Origin of the sequence: Fischerella muscicola PCC 7414 (assembly GCF_000317205.1) — a bacterium.
In the GTDB taxonomy this organism is placed as follows: Bacteria; Cyanobacteriota; Cyanobacteriia; order Cyanobacteriales; family Nostocaceae; genus Fischerella; species Fischerella muscicola.
Map to the genome: position 1 here is coordinate 16,686 of NZ_AJLK01000177.1, position 16,675 is coordinate 33,360.

The following is a 16,675-nucleotide window of genomic DNA, read 5'->3' on the forward strand; positions in this document are numbered from 1 at the left end:
TTTTTAGATAACTTGGGAATAATTAGGCAACAAATTGTATAGTTAAAAATATGGTGGGCAGCTTCCGCCAAGAATACTTACCCACCAAGTCCATTTACGAAAAAACAGACATTTACTATGTTAAACCGCACTGAGCTGGAGGCAAAGACTCTGCCAGAGCTGATTCAACTGTGCCAAATTTACGGAATAAGACCAGAAGGGAATATTAACGATCGCAACTCTTGCATTAAGGTATTACCGAACTTTCCACGTCAAGCAATTTTGGAATTTCGCAAAGGTAGAGGCTTGCAATATCCAAAATTGAATGAAGTATACAATAGCTTGTTTGCTATACTTCGACAGCTAGGGCAACCAACAGATGCTCAACTGGCACTAATGAGGGCTACACTACAGGGACAAAGGAAGCATATTATCAAACTCAGATGTTTCGCCTCTGGTATATCCGCCAGTTGATTCAACAAGTGCTGACTTTGTTACAGTAGCGATCGCACAAGGTATTGGGGATTGGGGATCGGGTATTGGGGATTAGGGATCTAGGGATTAGGGATTCATTATTTCTCCCATGTCCTCCGTGTCTCCCATGTCCCCCTTGTCCCCCTTGTCCCCCTTGTCTCCCTTCCCTTCGATTCCCCAGTCCCCTTTTTGCCCATTTTTAAGTATCTTTAAAAAAAGTTAAAACTATTAATCCTACGTTATGTCTGTCAGGCAAAGAGTTCTTTCTGGTGTTCAACCAACTGGTAACTTACATTTAGGAAATTACTTAGGTGCAATTCGTAACTGGGTAGAAGGACAAAGCCAGTACGATAATTTCCTGTTTATAGCTGATTTGCACGCTGTTACTTTACCACACAACCCGGCAGAACTAGCTAAAAATACTTATACCTTGGCTGCTTTATATCTGGCTTGTGGTCTTGATTTAACCCATTCCACTATTTTTGTACAATCTCACGTCCCTGCCCACACTGAACTTACTTGGTTACTTAACTGCATTACACCCCTCAACTGGCTGACAGATATGATTCAGTTCAAAGAAAAGGCTGTCAAGCAGGGTGAAAACGTGGGTGTTGGTTTGTTAGACTATCCTGTGCTGATGGCTTCTGATATTTTGCTCTACGAACCGGATAAAGTGCCAGTGGGCGAAGACCAAAAGCAGCACTTAGAACTAACGCGGGATATTGTTAATAGGTTTAATCACTTATTTGCTAAACCAGATCAACCAGTCTTAAAGTTACCAGAACCTTTGATTCGCAAGGAAGGTGCTAGGGTAATGAGTTTGACGGATGGGACAAAGAAAATGTCCAAGTCTGATCCTTCGGAATTAAGCCGGATCAACTTGCTAGATTCACCGGATGAGATTGCCAAAAAAATTAAGAAATGTAAAACCGATCCGACTCGCGGTTTAGAGTTTGATAATCCAGAACGACCAGAAAGTAATAATTTGTTAACTCTGTATATGGTGCTGTCTGGCAAAACCAAGGAAGAAGTCGCTGCTGAGTCTCAAGATATGGGCTGGGGACAATTTAAGCCTTTGCTGACAGAAACAGTCATCAATGCCCTCAAACCTATCCAAGAGAAATATCAGGCAATAATGGACGACAGAGGCTATTTAGAGTCTGTTTTACGGCACGGAAAACATAAAGCAGAGGCTGTTGCTAACCAAACTTTAGCAAAAGTTAAAGCAGCAATGGGATACTCCACACCATTATGAGGTTTTCTGTGTAGGGTGAGTTGTGTTATAGCTTTACCCAAAGACAGAAATGCTCATTTTTATGCTGGATACTCAAAATCCAACTTCTTTAACTTCTTTTCGGACAGCAGCAAAAGCTGGTCAATTCCTGATTACCGCCGAGGTAGCACCACCAAAAGGCGGTAATCCAGAACACATGCTCAAAATGGCGGCGACCCTTAAGGGGAGGGTTCATGCTGTCAATATTACCGATGGCAGCCGGGCAGTTTTACGGATGTGTCCGGTGGTGGCATCGGCAATTTTATTACAACATGGCATTGAACCAATTTGTCAGATTGCTTGTCGCGATCGCAACCGCATTGGTTTACAAGCTGATTTAATGGGCGCTCATGCGATCGGCATCAGAAATATCTTAGCCTTGACCGGTGATCCTGTGAAAGCAGGTGATCATACTGACTGCAAAGGCGTGTTTGACTTAGAATCTGTGCGGCTGCTGCAAGTCATACAAAAGCTGAATCATGGCGTTGATTACAACGATACACCCTTAAATGATGGGGCACTAGATTTATTTCCTGGTGCAGCAGTTGATCCGCAATGTCCAAGTTGGTCGGGTTTGCAAAAACGATTTGAACGCAAATTAGAAGCAGGAGCCCAGTTTTTTCAAAGTCAATTAATTACTGATTTTGAAATACTAGAAAAGTTCATGGATAAAATTGCTGTTGGTTGTGGCAAGCCAATTTTAGCTGGAATTTTCTTGTTTAAATCAGCAAAAAATGCCCAATTTATTAATAGGTGTGTTCCGGGTGTAAATATTCCCCAACACATCATTGATAGATTGGCACAAGCAAAAGATCCCCTAGAAGAAGGGATGAAAATTGCTGCGGAACAGGTACAGATCGCACAGCAATTGTGTCAAGGTGTCCACATGATGGCAGTGAAGCGAGAAGATTTGATTCCGCAAATATTAGAGATGGCTGGTGTTGCGCCAGTTAATCAGATGGTATCAGTTTAAACAAATGCTCTCTCAGTTCAGATCCCCGACTTCTTTAAACGAAGTCGGGGATCTATAATCCCTCACAATTAATGTGGTAAACCACTAGGTGAGTGATCGCATTTCTTTGTTGATTGAAGAGAGTGCGATCGCTCTTTTGTTGCCTCTATTGCTAAACTAAAAAACAACCCCTACCCCTGCAAAGGTAATCTTATGACCTCTGCAACTAATCCACCTAACGCCCTCACCCCTTTTCCTGATCACACTCAACTTCCTGAGTCTGACGGTACATTTGTGAAAAACTTCCAGGAACATCCCCAAAGTATTTTACTAACTGACTCGATTAAACCAATATTGCAAAAACGTCATCCTGATGGGCAATACTGCATTGGTCAGGATTGTGGGATCTACTGGCGCTTGACTGATCCCCCAGAGAAAGGAGCAGAAGCACCGGATTGGTTTTATGTAGGGAATGTACCGCCCTTGCTCAATGGTCAAACACGGAGGTCTTATGTACTATGGCGAGAATATATTGCCCCCTTGATTGCTTTGGAGTTTGTCTCTGGGGATGGTAGTGAGAAACGAGACAAAACTCCTTGGAAAGGCAAATTTTGGATTTATGAACAGGTGATTCGTCCTCCCTTTTATGGCATTTATGAAGTGAATAAAGCCAGTGTAGAAGTTTATGAATTTATTGGTGGACAATATCAGCTATTACCACCTAATGAACGCGGACATTATCCCATAAACCCATTAGGTGTTGAGTTAGGCATTTGGCATGGCCAATATCAGAATGTGGAATTACCTTGGCTGCGCTGGTGGGATTTGCAAGGTAATTTGTTGTTAACTGGTGAGGAAAGAGCCGAAAGAGAACGTCAACGAGCAGATCGTTTGGCTGAACAATTGCGATCGCTTGGGGTTGAACCAGAGGCTTAGTATTTTTGGACTGTGGCTTAAAGGTGCGATCGCCCCAGCAAGCTATAATCTCAAAAAGCTATTCAATATAACAAACTACAAGAAGTCAACTATGGCTCAAGTCTTGGTTGAAGACCTAGACCCCATCATCCTAGAAAAGCTAGAAATCCTTGCTCAACAGCATGGTCACTCTTTGCAAGCAGAAATCAAACACATCTTGGAGATGGCAGTACAAAGCCAGGTAACTTCAAGCAAGCCAGTCAATATGGCAAAGGCGAGAGAGGCTGCTTTCCAAATGCGGCTACAGTTAGTGGGTAGCATCCATACCGACAGTGCAGAACTCCTTAGAAAGGAGAGAGAAAAGTGAATCGGTACGTGATTGATGCCACTGTCGCTGTCAAATGGTTCATCCCAGAGATTAACAGCGAAAAAGCCGCTCGTCTTTTGGACGGAACTTATGAGTTAATAGCCCCAGATTTACTGCTACCTGAGTTTGGTAATATCTTGTGGAAAAAAGTTCAGCTAGGAGAAATTTCTCAAGAAACCAGCCGCAGAATTATACATAACTTCAAAACAGTTATGTTACAGACTTATCCTTCAACATTGTTGTTAGAAACTGCTGTGGAAATGGCTAACACTCTAGCACAAACTGTGGATGAATGTTTTTATCTAGCCCTTGCTTTTACGGAAGAATGTCAGCTTGTCACAGCTGATCGCAAATTTTACAACGCGCTCAAAATAAGCTTTTTTGCCGATAATCTTCTCTGGGTAGAAGATATTGCTAATTTGTAGGCAGGACACTTAATATTATCCGTCTGTGTCGGTAATTGGTAATGTGTAATGGGTTATTGGGATATTAGACTAAAAGTCGAATTAACCCCCTCAGTTCCCAAAACTGGAGAAATCTTACTCCCTCCCCGTTTCGGCTATCCATTACCCGGATCTTTCTCAAGAAATGGGAATAATAGACCAACAAATTTGGGTGAGAAATATAGAAGATTTAGGAAAAGCGAAAAAACGTCATCACAGACAAACAGAAGCTCACTTACGAAGCTAGGCAAAATCCAGATATCTGTTGTGAGACTGTTTTAAATACTGTTGAATGGCAATCTTTGTGTGTCACTGTCAGCAAAAACCCAATTCCACCCAAGACACCACCGACATTAAGACAAGCAGTACGTATGATTGCTAGCCTCGGTGGTTTTCTTGGTCGTAAAGCTGATGGAGAACCTGGTGTGACAACTATTTGGAAACGGTTGCGGCGATTACACGATATCGCCACAACTTGGAAATTAGCCCATCAAAGCTAACACGCATACTTTCTGCTGTTTGTCTAATCCTCCTATTCTAATCATCGTCTCGAATCCTCTTGGAAATTAGCTTTCAGCTTTTGTTAAGAAAGATGCGACTAATGGATAGCTTAAAAAAGGGGGGTTGGGGAGGGGTTTAATATTATTCATATGTTGCATTCTTTGTATAAGTTGGTATTAGGATTGGTTTGTATAAGTTCTTTTGCATAAAATTCTCTTTTTTGCTGTCAAATATCAGCTTAGTTGAGGCATGATACAGCAGGCTTTTTAAGATTTTGATCATGCGATCGCAAATTTTTCATATTTTAAATTTTCTGCCACAAAAAGATAATATTTCCTAGCAATAGCTTTTATTCCTTTGGTTAAAGTCTATCTCACTTCTTTAGATAGAAACCTAACTGCAAATACACAAGTTATTCTCATAATTAATAGAAAACCTAACTTTAAATAGCACAGAGCAAACATAGCAAAGGCTACTTAAAATTGCTTAACCTTTGCAAAGATTTGCATCTACCTTTTCATCAACTTATTCGGAGAAGATTACATCAAATACTATGACTAATCCAAATGATAACAAAAGCTATCGTGAAGTTAGACAAGATAGTTATATCGATAGCAATGGCGAAACTCATACTAAGGTCACACGCACCACTGAAACTGTTAACAACGATAGGGTAGATTCTCAATCTTATAGGAATGGTTATTTACAAGGCCGAGTATCTGAACGTAACTATCAAGAAGACCTCGCACAACGAGACACAAATAACGCATCGCAAGGATTGTTGTTAGGCTTTTTAATTGCTGGTTTAGCAGCATTAACAGCTGGTGCAATCTGGTACTTTAATCAACCAGATCCAGCCGTAGACAACACAACTACACCAGTAGAAACTATTCCACCAACATCCAGCCCAACTCCTGCTGCGACTCTGACACCTGAACCCCAACAAACAACAATTATTGAAAGAACCAGGGAAGTTCCTGTTCCTATTCCTGTTCCTGAACAGAGAACATCACCAGTACCTACTCCTGCCGCACCCGATATCAACATTACCGTACCGCCGCAACAGCCTTCTAGTACACAAACTGCACCGACATCACCATCCACTTCTAACGGTAGTACTTCGACTACAACTCCTACCACACAACCAACTACTTCACCAAACGAAACTAGTACAACCACTCCTTCCCTAAATGGACAAGATCAAACAGATGTAACACCTAATAGCAATTCATCTGATACTAACAGCAGGAGTCAATAGTCAATTGTTAATGGTTAGTAGTTGGTTGTTGATTGTTGATTGTTGATGGTTAATGGTTAATAGTTAGTAGTTGTACCAGACGTGCCATGGCACGTCTGTACAGTGGTTAGTAGTTAGTGGTTAGTAGTTAATAGCTACTACTCACACTCCTCACACCCCTCACACCCCTCACACTCCACCTTACGGGAAGCCTATGAGCGCGTCTACACACTCCTCAGACTTCTCACACTCCTCATTACTCCCCACACCCCACCACCCCATCACCCCATCTCCCCATCACCCCATCTCCCCACTCCTCACACCCTTTCTTTAGCTGGTGGCGTGATACCCCACTTGCTTAATCCTTGTGAAAGTTCATTTAAAAATTCCAAATCCTCTTCAGGTAAAGACTGGGGAGGATTTTCTGTTTTTTCCAGAAAGACAAAGGCTTGCCGAAACTGAGTTGGTGTCGCCTCAATCGGTGAGTCAAGGTGACAAGGAATAATCCGTTGAAAATCCCAACTCGCTACTTGATTAGCCCATTTGATAGTTTTCTCTGGATCTCGGTTAAGAATTAAAGTTTGCAGGATGGGTGCAACAAACAAGCGTCCGTCCCCGCGTAGGGCATCAAAAGATTGTTGCCAGTCATTCCACTTAAAAGGAAATAAACCGAAATAGGCTTTCCTAGAACGATCTGGTGCCCCTAAAGCATAGCGAAACACTTGCCTCGTACTAATTACTTCCAGCGCACTCGGTTGGAAGTAAAAAGCAAATAATACAATTCGCTGCCACCCCTTACGACGGTTAGCCTCAGTGTCAAAAACAATGTGGAAGGCGTCGTCTTTGGCATGAAACAGTAGAGGATAGGGGTCAAGTTGAACTATTGGCGGTGGATCTGCGGGGATAGACAGAACTATATCTGTGACTAGCAATGTACGCGATCGCTTATGGAAAAATGCAACTTCGGCAAATCGTCCTGGCCCCAATTCGATAGGGCCAAGAATTGCATAGTCAAACTCATCAGCAAAGGGTGTATCACTGCTATTCGGTGGAAGTACATGAGTACGTCCCCCAGGTAAACCTAGCCAACTCAGGGGCAAGTTGAGAGGAAAACTCCACTGCTTCGGGGCTACAAAGACTTGCGCTTGGGGAAAGCGTCTGGCAAAAGGGCCGACAAAGACTTTATGTTCTAAACCAGAAATGGTAGGCAGGATAATATATTTAACATCCCCGTGTTCTGTCACTAATTCTTCAACAAGGCGGATACATTCTGGGGTTGGTGTGATCGGTGCGTAAACGAGGAGTCCACCTGCTTCTAACTTCACAACAGTCATGCGAATTGGCACGACAACATAGAAAATCCCCTGTATCTGGTCAAAAGTCCAGATTGTATCTTTTACTACTTCTTGCCGGAGTGTGCGTCGTCTGCCAAATGGGTAGAGTGGTAAAACAGGCCAGAAAGGCCAAGACCAATCTTTTAAAGAGATGCCATCCTGTTGTGTCTGCATATTTTGCGTGTTCATCGTGGTTTTCTCCACGACTCGATCCTCCCGAATCCCCAAGGCTGAGAATATTTTATCTGAATATCTCAAACCAGCTGTCTTGAAAATAGGGTAAAGGTGAAAGGGGAAGGGGAAGAACATAGGAATCGGAGATTAACTTAACAGCAAACCCATAATCCATCTGTGTTCATCTGTGTTCATCTGTGTTCGTTTGATTCATCTCCTCGTTGTGAGCGATCGCCCCTGGGGTTCTAGCTTGAAAATTCTTAAACCATTATCTGTTTCCTTTTAAAAGCTGTTTAACTTCTGCTTCCTGCCTCTTGTCTCCTGCCTTCTTTGATCCAAATCGCCAGTCCACCTCCACGCCCACGTGCTGCGATAAAATCTTCGGTCATGAGAAAGAAAGCAAAAAAGGGTAGTTTGGCAATAGATTGATTGTAGAAATCTTCTGTTTGACTCTTACCGCCTCGAATCTGTTGTTTGTAGACAACACGACCAAACAAGCTGATTTGCATTTGGGTAAAATCAAAAGCCAACAAGTTTTTCTTTCCCAAATATCTGGCTGGGCCTGTAAATTTTAACAATAGGCTGCCAAGTTGTACTTGATTACCTATTTCCCCATTACCAGCAACTATATCTGTAGCAGTAAAACAAATGTGTGCAGCCCCAAACTTTGGTACATAAAAACCCCTACCTAATTCAATTCCTCCCCTATTTTTACTTTTGCGAGTTCCAGTGGTAAAACATAGTCGCCATTGACCAAGTAACGATGTAAAGGGATAAGTTAATTTTTGTTGCTTAGCAGCTTTTTCTGCTTGGAGTAAGGCATTTACCACTGTTGGGGCGGCAGGGCGATCCCTTGCCTCTCCCCGATATGCAGAAACAGCTTGCTCAAGTACAGTTGTAAAATCTGGTGAACTTGGTGATGTTAATTCAGGCGATCGCATTGATTCAATCCTCATTCAATCATCTTAAGTAAGTTGGCACGAATGTAGAGACGCGATGTTCCTCGCGTCTCTACTAGCTGGAGTCGTCATTTGTCATTGGGTAGGGGCAAAGCATTTGTACTAGTAGATTCAGTTTTGATGTCAAGATAGAGATACAAATACTTTGCCCTTACAGGCATGTTTACTTTTCGTAACATTATGTTGATTTCTACCGACTTACTTATTTGTTAGTATTTAGTGTTTAGTGTTCTTTCCAACCAACAATCAACAACCAACAATCAACAACCAACAACCAACAACCAACAACCAACAACCAACAATCAACAACCAACAATCAACAACCAACAACCAACAACCAATACTACTGAGGCTTGCAGCTAATAATAGTGCGGTGGCGAGGGTCACTGGCAACTGTAACTGGTTTCTTAAAACCTACCTCTTCTAATGCTGCCTCTATATCAAAAGAGTAATAATCATCACTCCAAGGTTCAGTACTTTTCATTAAAGTAAATAAAACTGGTGGCAAATTTTGGATCACAGGAGATTTAGGATTGTTGTCTACCAATGCAATACAGCCACCAGGACGCAGCAGTCGCAGCGCCTCAGTAAAAATTGCTTTGCTAGCGTAGTGTGGCAATTCATGAGTCACAAATTGCAAAGTGACAAGATCAAAGGAATTACTTTGCAATTTCGTATCTTCCCCCTTAGCATGAAGCCATTGGGATATTTCGCAATTGACATCTAAAGTTTTAGCTACAGCCAGCATATAAGGCGACAAATCTAGACCAATTGTGCGAACAGGATGATTTTGCTTTTTCTGGTAAAAGCGGTGTAAAGCTAAAGTAGAAATACCTACAGAACAGCCTATATCTAAAATATCTCTAACTTCTTGAGGCCCATAGGTTGCCAAAACTTGATGAAAGGTGTCTCGCAAGCGATCGTGGGCAGTTTCCCAAGTCAGCTTTTCTTTAGGCCATACCCGCAATGCCATAGAATAAGTAGCACTGGGGGCTTCTAAGGCCGCTTGCCAGCAAAGATTTCCTTCGGAGTAGGCATGGAAGGGAACTTGATAGTAATCGGGATAGACAATACTAGAGTCTACAATCTCCGTTAGTTGCTGTTTTACTCCCGATGCTGCCAAACTTTCGTAGTTTTTGCGCCAAGGAACACCATTTTTTTCAGCAGTTTTAATGATTACTTGCCTTGCCTGATGTTTCATCAGGTTGTAAATTGGTCTGGTTTGGATAAGTAGATTCACAAATTGAGAGAGTAGTCCTTCACCAGCCCAATCTGGCTTAATTTTGTCTTTCATCTGAATTATGTGTAATCGAGGCAAGATAACTGTTTATATTTTAGGTTTTAATGTTAAGTTACTGAGAAACTACAATCGAGAACACAAAAGTTTATTAAAAAATAAATTCTTCTAGCTATGAGTATTCTATTCAACCCAAAATTCCGCCTTCTCCTTGGTTCTGCTGCTATATTATCTGTTGGTTTAGGTAGTAGCTACTTGTATATTCAGTCGAACACTCAACAGCAAATGTCTCTTGCCTCTGTTCCAACGAGTTCCATAATTACCAAAAATTTGCAAGATGAAAATCCAGGTAGACAAAATAATTTTACATCAAACTCAGGATTAATATCAGCATCTACCCCCTATCAAGTTATTGATGAATTTAAAAAATATAAATATAGCGTTAATCCTAATCAAACTCTCTCTTCTGCCAAACTACCAACTAATAAGGTGAGTTTCAATCAAAAAGATTTGTTATTTGTTCTTGCGAATACTAGAAAATATTACCAAGACTACGCTAATCAAGACCCAGATATTCTCCGAACAGGATTACTAGGAACTGCGGGAGTTAGTGTCCAAGATACACTGAAAACCCTAGATTTTATGATTGCTGTTTTAAAAGAGGATATTGCAAATAATCGCACGACTCGTTTACAAGATCCCAATTTTATCAATAATAATTTTCGAGTCATTAAATGGTCTGCTTATAAACCCCAAAATCCTAAACAGAAACGGTTAAGAATTACTAAATATGCCGTTTTTACTCACACAGGCTCTAGGAAAAAAACTGCGAATTACAATATACCAATTTACAGTTTAAAAGATAGCTTAAGTGGTGACAATTTTTATACTAAATATACCAAACAGGATGTTTTATCAGGTATTTATGAACCTGGGGGAAGAGAATACGGTAAAGTCGAACCTCTTGCTTATTTGACTCGTCAAGGCTTAGAAGAAGCTTTGATGCAAGGAACAATTTTGATTAATTTTACTGATGGTACTCGAGAATTTTTTAATGTAGATCGAAATAATGGAATGCCTTACATTCGAGGAGTAAAACCAACAGCACAAAAGCGGTATTGGTATTTTAGAAAAGTAAATGCTATTAAAGGCTATGGATATAAGATTGATGCAAAAATTTCCATTAAGCCAGGAGTAACTTTTGCTGGGGATGTATTAAATATTGGTTTAGGCCGAGTAATTGTAATTGAGTATGGTCAAGGTAAAAATAAACGCCTCAAAATGGGAGCGATCGCCGATACGGGCGGAGCATTTTTACCAAATCTTTATCAGCTTGATTTTTTAGCAGGAATTTTTAAGACTAATAGGGATTTTAGCAGGTACATCAGTCAGTTACCCGAATATGCCACAGCCTATATTTTAGTGAAAAAGTAAATATTTGACAGTGAATCTTAAAATCTCTTTTTCCTCTCTGCGTCTTCTGTGTCTCTGTGGTTAATTCAATAATTTATAAACCATAGAGAACGTAGAGAACACACCAGAGTAGAAGTTACAGAGGAGTTAAAATAATTCTTCTTTGATTAACCGACCATCTTCTATATGAATTATTTTATCGGCTATATCTAAAACTCGGTTGTCATGAGTCACCATCAAAATAGCACATTGCTGTTCCTTCGCCAGTTGCTGCATTATTTCTACAACCTCTCTACCAGACTTACTATCTAAGGCAGCAGTAGGTTCATCTGCTAAGACTAATTTGGGTTGACTCACCAAAGCACGAGCAATGGCTACCCGTTGCTTTTGTCCTCCCGAAAGTTCGGTAGGATAGTAATTAATTCGATGTCCTAATTTAACAGCATGGAGCATCGCTTCTGATTTCAGTCGAGCCTGTCGGTAAGAAATATTTTTGTGTAGTTCAAGTGACATTTGTACATTCTGTCGGGCTGTTAAGAAATCCAGTAAGTTGTGAGCTTGGAAAATATAGCCAATGTTGCGGCGTACTTGCACTAATGTTTCATTACTTGCCCCATGTAACTCCCAATCTAAAAATTTGAGGCTTCCTTCTTGAACAGAGCGCAATCCACCAATTAAAGTTAGTAAAGTTGTTTTTCCGGAACCAGATGGGCCAGACAAAATCACAATTTCTCCAGATTTTATCACCAAATTAATGTCAAATAAAATCTGGCTTCGTAATGATTTTTGCCCAAAGTAGTGATTGAGATTTCTAACGGAAACCACAACTTCTTGTTGAAACATGGATTTTGTAGTTCATTTGATGATTAAATTAGAAAATTTCGGCTGGATCTACTACTCGCAATTTATTTGTTGATAAAAATGCAGAAGTTAAACACATTAATAATGTCGCAAATAAGATTATTAATGCCTTGTCATAGCTCATAAGAACTGGTAATTTAGTAGCATTTTTAGCCAAATCATATAGAAATATAGATATAAATATGCCAGGAATATAACCTAGTATTGCCAAAATGAAAGCTTGTTTAAAAACGACACCTAGCAAGTATTTATTTTTAAATCCCATTGCTTTTAAGGTTGCATATTCAGCTAAGTGACTAGATATATTACTATAAAGTATTTGATAAACAACAACTACACCAACAATAAAGCCCATTATTACCATCAGATTAAAGATGAATCCAATTGGTGTTCTGACACTCCAATAGTTTTTTTCAAAATCAATAAACCCTTTACGTGTCAAAACTTTCACATCTTTGGGTAAGTGGGCTGACAGCATCGCTAAAACTTTTTGGGGATCAGCACCAGGTTTGAGAGTAAGTAAGCCTATATCTATATATTCGGGAGAACGATCTAGGAATACCTTGATGAAAGTTGAGTAACTAATCATTAAATTGCCATCTACTCCAAAGGAAGGCCCTAGCTTGAATAAGCCAGCAATTTTCACTCTATAACCAACTAATGAGTTATATCCAAATATTTCAATACTGACAGGTTCGTTTTGGACAAACTTTTCCGCAATTGGGCCAAATTCTGGACGCGAACCACGGTCAAATAAAACTACGTTAGGACGTTTGAGTAGATTTAGGTTTTGATTAACCTCTGGCAATTTAAAAACTGATTTTGCTGGATCAAAACCAAGTACATAAATTGGAAATTTCCGACCATTAATTGGGTTTTTGAGTTTAGCAAATTGAACGTATAAAGAGTTGACTGATTCTACATCATCAAATCCTAACGCTTGATATAAACGGATGCGTGGAAAACTTTGATTTGAGGTTAAGGATTTATATTGGGAACTGATTAAGAATAAATCTCCTTCTAAGTTTTTTTGCACTTGTGTAGCACTGGCATAGAGAGCATCTTGGAAGCCAATTTGCATAAACATTAAAACAGCTACAAATGCAATACCAGCCAAAGCTACTAGAAAGCGAAGTTTTTGTCGAGCTAGTTGTAGCCAGGCTACAGGTATCTTATTTCTCATCTTTTAAACCTCAAAAGTGAGATTGGAAACGCAATCTCTTGATAGCAAGTTATTAAAGTTTTTCTTGATACTTTCTATGCTCAAAAAAGTGTTTATTCGTGAGATTGCACAGTGTTAATTAGTACTTCTACTTGTAAGTTAGTGAGGGCTGCAACCCGTTGATTATCTGCTGGATTATTGATACGGATTCTGACTTCAACTACTTTATTATCTGTATCTGCTCCCGGATTATTAGTAAATATATTTTGTTGGGTAACTTGTAAACCTATATTTGTTACTGTTCCTTGTATTTCTCCCAGAAAAGCATTACTAGTAATAGTTGCAGGCTGACCTAAACGCACTTTTTGAATATCAGTTTCATAGACTTCGGCTACCACATACATCTGATCTGTGCGACCTATCTGAGCAATTCCTTGATTGCCGATGATTTCTCCAGGTCTAGTATAAATTTTTATGACTTGGCCATCTATAGGCGATCGCACTATGCTTAAATCCAGATCTGCTTGAGCCTGTGCTACTGCTGTTTTTGCCTTTTCAACCTCAGCTTGCGCTGCTTGTATATCGGTAGGACGGACTTCAGCAATACTTGTTAGCCTAGCTCTAGCTTCTGTTAACTGTTTTTGCAGAGTGTCCACCGTACGGTTTTGGGTAGCTTTTGCCTCATTGAGTTGTTGTTGAACAGTATCCACTCTCAAGCGTTTTGCATCTGCATCGGATGCTGAAATGGCTCCCTGTTGGTATAACATCTGATATCGGCGATTCTCACTTTCGGCATTACGCAATTCTGCCTCTAGGCGAGCTATAGTTGCTTGTTGTGCAGATACTTCTCCACGTAACTCAGCTTCTATACGAGCAATAGTCGCTTTTTGGGCAGCTAAATCTCCTGCTTTTGCTCCTACTTTTACCTGATTGAGACTAGCTTGGGCAACTAGAACTTGTTTTTTAGCGTTTTCTAAGGCTGCAAGACGAACATAGAAACTATCAAGAAGTGCTATTACTTGTCCTTTCCGCACCTTCTCTCCTTCCTTTACTAGGAGTTTTGCAACTTGAACACCACCTTGGGAATTGGGAGCAGACAAATTAATCACTTCTCCTTGAGGTTCTAAACGTCCAAGAGCAGCAACAGCACTAATAGCAGGAGAATTAATTGGATTAACTGACGTGTTGTCGACAGATTTAGATCGAAATCTAGAAAAGCTATAGAGAGAAATTGCACCGATACCTAAAGTCATAGCAATTACCAGAATTATAGGCAAACGATTTGTAGGTATCGTAATTGGCTGCCTTTGTTTTTGCACCATGATCTATGCCTTCCTAGTATGAAATTCGTAGACAGACAAATGGCAATACTTTTGCTCTACAGTCATTCGATTTTGGATTTTGGATTGCTGAGGTACGGGTGGTGTCAATAGCGTCGCCACATCGAGTGCCCTTCCAGTTGAGGAATTATCAATTATATAGATAGTGGCAAGTAAACTGGATAAGCTAGGCTGAGAGTTGCGGATGTGATTGTTGCTATCAGAGGATGGATTTTAGAAAAAATATCCATCACTCTGTAGCAGTGGGAGCCAATCAGGAATGTGTGTCTGCAAAATTGTACTGATTTACTGGCTTAGCATACCTCTTTTTTCCTTTTCATAATGTCTAAGTATTCACTACGTGTTCCATCAATGCGGTAGTGGTCGCAGATTTGACAGAGTTTTAAAAGATCCAATCGACTAAATACTTTTTGATGCTCAATTCCATTGTCGTTTCTCCACCGCCAAAAAGTTGTTCTGTCAATACGACGGTTGTTTTCAGGCCATCGTCGTCGCGATAAAAACTCTATAAGTTCTTGTTCATAAAAACAGTAGCCTTTTGGCAACTTGAGGAGTTCTTCTCTTAAATCAGATATTGGTATGAGTGGATCTAGCTCAGATAGTCTCATGCCAGCAACTCCATTTAGTTTCGTGAAATTCTAAACAAGTAAAAACTGAATGTAACAAGGCGTAATCATATCTAATGGCAGATGATGTAATACAGTTATTAAGGTAATCGATGTTTGCAATGTTATTACCTCCTACTTTGTAAGAGTATTGAATTTTGTCTTGACTCAATTTAATCACCAACCATAGTCTTTAAGATACTCAAATGCAACTCATATGCAACGTCTTTAAGGATAAAAAATAATTGAAACTAAAATATTACTATTAATGTTTACAAGTACTTCATGGAAGGCAATATGAGTCGTAAAATTGAATTAATAATATAATCCAAACATCTATCATTAAGTAGAACATTTTGTATCATTTATATGTAATATTGATAACAATATATAAATATTAGAAATTATAGATTAATACAATATATTATTTTAAATCTCTACTTTTTGGTAGATGCTCATGCTAACATACTTTCTACATTAGCTTGTGTACAATGCTCCTCCTTGCTTTCCTCATTAAAGAGAGTTATAAGCATAGATTGCAATATCAGAAATAGTATTAATAGCTTGCATAAAACTCAGAGATTTATCTTGTCATCAGAGACAACATAAGGTAAGTTCATAATCAAAGAAAATTTTTCTTATTTCTTCTGTTTTTTGCCTTATTTTCAGACTAGATTTGCATCAACACGCTCTCTTTCGTAGAATGCATACAATTTATATGCAATTTTAGAAGATAAACTCTTGGTAGATGAGATAGTGTTAGAAAAAGTTTGAAATAGATGATGTGGCTAAAGTTGTTCGCATCCTAAAGAGAATGAAACTACAGCGATTCATGCTCTCATTAACAAGGTTTGATCACCAGCGGCTAATTTTTCATGCAGCCCGCCAGACGGCTCGTAAAGCTGAGATGGCACGTATCGCGGTGCATGAATGGCTTAATCAACACGATGCTGAACTGGAAGAATGGAAAACCAAAACAGCTTCTGAGCTGGGAATTAGTATTAGTGAACTTGAAAGGCGGCTATTATCTGCTGCTGAAGAACAGACAGAATCTAGAAAGAAAGGTAGTAATGCTAATTAACAATAGAATTTAGTTAAAATTATCAAGTCAACAATAGTAAATTCACGAAACTAATGTATTTTCGTGAATTTACAATTACTTACAAAAAATACTTGCTAACAATTTCAAATCATCAGGAATTGTTTTGTTGCATTTAAGTTGCTACAAAAAAGCAACTAGTCTACAATAAGCAGCAAGAGTAATGTATGTTATTACTCAGATGCACAGAGTAGGATTAATTTCTTTAGATGAGGTAATCCAAGCTAAAGTTGCTTAGCTACTTTATGTAGCAAGCTTGAAGTTAGAAATTTTCACCTCCTCTGTAAATATAATGTTTCTTTCCCTAACTACTAATTCCAATCTTGTTTTTTGTAGAGTACATAAATCTT

Annotated in this window: 17 protein-coding genes and 1 pseudogene; 11 read left to right on the forward strand and 7 right to left on the reverse strand. The window is 39.5% G+C overall.

Going from position 1 to position 16,675, the window contains the following annotated elements; all coding sequences use genetic code 11:
• Positions 1-117 precede the first annotated feature (117 nt).
• The 8 genes and pseudogenes from UYI_RS33630 (at position 118) to UYI_RS0128080 (ending at position 6,162) form a co-directional block, all read left to right on the forward strand.
• The gene (locus tag UYI_RS33630) at positions 118-453 is read left to right on the forward strand and encodes a hypothetical protein (RefSeq protein WP_016870010.1); all 336 of its coding nucleotides are present in this window, start codon (positions 118-120) and stop codon (positions 451-453) included.
• Positions 454-694: 241 nt separating this feature from the next.
• Positions 695-1,708 (forward strand): tryptophan--tRNA ligase, encoded by a 1,014-nt coding sequence (trpS, locus tag UYI_RS0128050; protein ID WP_016870011.1) that lies wholly within the window; start codon positions 695-697, stop codon positions 1,706-1,708.
• Between the two features lie 49 nt (positions 1,709-1,757).
• A complete protein-coding gene (locus tag UYI_RS0128055) occupies positions 1,758-2,699 on the forward strand; it encodes a methylenetetrahydrofolate reductase (protein ID WP_016870012.1) in 942 nt (313 codons plus the stop codon).
• A 192-nt stretch (positions 2,700-2,891) separates the two neighbouring features.
• Entirely contained in the window at positions 2,892-3,614 is a 723-nt protein-coding gene (locus UYI_RS0128060) for a Uma2 family endonuclease (protein ID WP_016870013.1), read from the forward strand.
• 91 nt (positions 3,615-3,705) lie between these two features.
• Positions 3,706-3,960: a FitA-like ribbon-helix-helix domain-containing protein gene (locus UYI_RS0128065; RefSeq protein WP_026086223.1), complete on the forward strand. Its 255-nt coding sequence runs from the start codon at positions 3,706-3,708 to the stop codon at positions 3,958-3,960.
• Positions 3,957-4,385: a type II toxin-antitoxin system VapC family toxin gene (locus UYI_RS0128070; protein ID WP_016870015.1), complete on the forward strand. Its 429-nt coding sequence runs from the start codon at positions 3,957-3,959 to the stop codon at positions 4,383-4,385. The genes UYI_RS0128065 and UYI_RS0128070 overlap by 4 nt, the downstream gene beginning before the upstream one ends.
• Before the next feature lie 248 nt (positions 4,386-4,633).
• Positions 4,634-4,903: pseudogene (locus tag UYI_RS35370) on the forward strand (IS4 family transposase); the annotation flags it as partial.
• Between the two features lie 554 nt (positions 4,904-5,457).
• Positions 5,458-6,162, forward strand: coding sequence for a hypothetical protein (locus UYI_RS0128080; RefSeq protein WP_016870017.1), 705 nt, complete (start codon positions 5,458-5,460; stop codon positions 6,160-6,162).
• A 296-nt stretch (positions 6,163-6,458) separates the two neighbouring features.
• On the opposite strand, the gene UYI_RS0128085 is transcribed toward UYI_RS0128080, so the two are convergent.
• Entirely contained in the window at positions 6,459-7,664 is a 1,206-nt protein-coding gene (locus UYI_RS0128085; protein WP_016870018.1) for a DUF4336 domain-containing protein, read from the reverse strand.
• Positions 7,665-7,942: 278 nt separating this feature from the next.
• Positions 7,943-8,590, reverse strand: coding sequence for a hypothetical protein (locus UYI_RS0128090; protein WP_016870019.1), 648 nt, complete (start codon positions 8,588-8,590; stop codon positions 7,943-7,945).
• A 237-nt stretch (positions 8,591-8,827) separates the two neighbouring features.
• Between UYI_RS0128090 and UYI_RS37310 the strand changes: the two genes are divergently transcribed.
• The gene (locus UYI_RS37310; protein WP_016870020.1) at positions 8,828-8,971 is read left to right on the forward strand and encodes a hypothetical protein; all 144 of its coding nucleotides are present in this window, start codon (positions 8,828-8,830) and stop codon (positions 8,969-8,971) included.
• Here the strand turns inward: UYI_RS37310 and UYI_RS0128100 are convergent.
• Positions 8,952-9,902: a class I SAM-dependent methyltransferase gene (locus UYI_RS0128100; RefSeq protein ID WP_016870021.1), complete on the reverse strand. Its 951-nt coding sequence runs from the start codon at positions 9,900-9,902 to the stop codon at positions 8,952-8,954. The two genes, UYI_RS37310 and UYI_RS0128100, sit on opposite strands and share 20 nt — an antisense overlap.
• Before the next feature lie 117 nt (positions 9,903-10,019).
• On the opposite strand from UYI_RS0128100, the gene UYI_RS0128105 reads away from it, so the two are divergent.
• On the forward strand, positions 10,020-11,279 hold the full coding sequence (locus tag UYI_RS0128105) for a hypothetical protein (protein WP_016870022.1): 1,260 nt from the start codon (positions 10,020-10,022) through the stop codon (positions 11,277-11,279).
• 126 nt (positions 11,280-11,405) lie between these two features.
• On the opposite strand, the gene UYI_RS0128110 is transcribed toward UYI_RS0128105, so the two are convergent.
• The 4 genes from UYI_RS0128110 to UYI_RS35375 form a co-directional block, all read right to left on the reverse strand.
• Positions 11,406-12,101: a DevA family ABC transporter ATP-binding protein gene (locus UYI_RS0128110; protein ID WP_016870023.1), complete on the reverse strand. Its 696-nt coding sequence runs from the start codon at positions 12,099-12,101 to the stop codon at positions 11,406-11,408.
• A gap of 28 nt (positions 12,102-12,129) precedes the next feature.
• A complete protein-coding gene (devC, locus tag UYI_RS0128115; protein WP_016870024.1) occupies positions 12,130-13,302 on the reverse strand; it encodes an ABC transporter permease DevC in 1,173 nt (390 codons plus the stop codon).
• Between the two features lie 92 nt (positions 13,303-13,394).
• Entirely contained in the window at positions 13,395-14,603 is a 1,209-nt protein-coding gene (locus UYI_RS0128120) for an ABC exporter membrane fusion protein (protein ID WP_016870025.1), read from the reverse strand.
• A 311-nt stretch (positions 14,604-14,914) separates the two neighbouring features.
• Positions 14,915-15,229, reverse strand: coding sequence for a hypothetical protein (locus UYI_RS35375; protein ID WP_016870026.1), 315 nt, complete (start codon positions 15,227-15,229; stop codon positions 14,915-14,917).
• An 829-nt stretch (positions 15,230-16,058) separates the two neighbouring features.
• Between UYI_RS35375 and UYI_RS0128130 the strand changes: the two genes are divergently transcribed.
• Positions 16,059-16,307, forward strand: a complete 249-nt coding sequence (locus UYI_RS0128130) for a hypothetical protein (protein WP_016870027.1) — start codon at positions 16,059-16,061, stop codon at positions 16,305-16,307.
• The last annotated feature ends 368 nt before the right edge of the window (positions 16,308-16,675 follow it).

Bases quoted from the DNA above. Each gene is read 5' to 3' on its own strand.
- UYI_RS33630 (WP_016870010.1), top strand. From the start codon at position 118: ATGTTAAACCGCACTGAGCTGGAGGCAAAGACTCTGCCAGAGCTGATT.
- trpS (WP_016870011.1), top strand. From the start codon at position 695: ATGTCTGTCAGGCAAAGAGTTCTTTCTGGTGTTCAACCAACTGGTAAC.
- UYI_RS0128055 (WP_016870012.1), top strand. From the start codon at position 1,758: ATGCTCATTTTTATGCTGGATACTCAAAATCCAACTTCTTTAACTTCT.
- UYI_RS0128060 (WP_016870013.1), top strand. From the start codon at position 2,892: ATGACCTCTGCAACTAATCCACCTAACGCCCTCACCCCTTTTCCTGAT.
- UYI_RS0128065 (WP_026086223.1), top strand. From the start codon at position 3,706: ATGGCTCAAGTCTTGGTTGAAGACCTAGACCCCATCATCCTAGAAAAG.
- UYI_RS0128080 (WP_016870017.1), top strand. From the start codon at position 5,458: ATGACTAATCCAAATGATAACAAAAGCTATCGTGAAGTTAGACAAGAT.
- UYI_RS0128085 (WP_016870018.1), bottom strand. From the start codon at position 7,664: ATGAACACGCAAAATATGCAGACACAACAGGATGGCATCTCTTTAAAA.
- UYI_RS0128090 (WP_016870019.1), bottom strand. From the start codon at position 8,590: ATGCGATCGCCTGAATTAACATCACCAAGTTCACCAGATTTTACAACT.
- UYI_RS0128100 (WP_016870021.1), bottom strand. From the start codon at position 9,902: ATGAAAGACAAAATTAAGCCAGATTGGGCTGGTGAAGGACTACTCTCT.
- UYI_RS0128105 (WP_016870022.1), top strand. From the start codon at position 10,020: ATGAGTATTCTATTCAACCCAAAATTCCGCCTTCTCCTTGGTTCTGCT.
- UYI_RS0128110 (WP_016870023.1), bottom strand. From the start codon at position 12,101: ATGTTTCAACAAGAAGTTGTGGTTTCCGTTAGAAATCTCAATCACTAC.
- devC (WP_016870024.1), bottom strand. From the start codon at position 13,302: ATGAGAAATAAGATACCTGTAGCCTGGCTACAACTAGCTCGACAAAAA.
- UYI_RS0128120 (WP_016870025.1), bottom strand. From the start codon at position 14,603: ATGGTGCAAAAACAAAGGCAGCCAATTACGATACCTACAAATCGTTTG.
- UYI_RS35375 (WP_016870026.1), bottom strand. From the start codon at position 15,229: ATGAGACTATCTGAGCTAGATCCACTCATACCAATATCTGATTTAAGA.
- UYI_RS0128130 (WP_016870027.1), top strand. From the start codon at position 16,059: ATGCTCTCATTAACAAGGTTTGATCACCAGCGGCTAATTTTTCATGCA.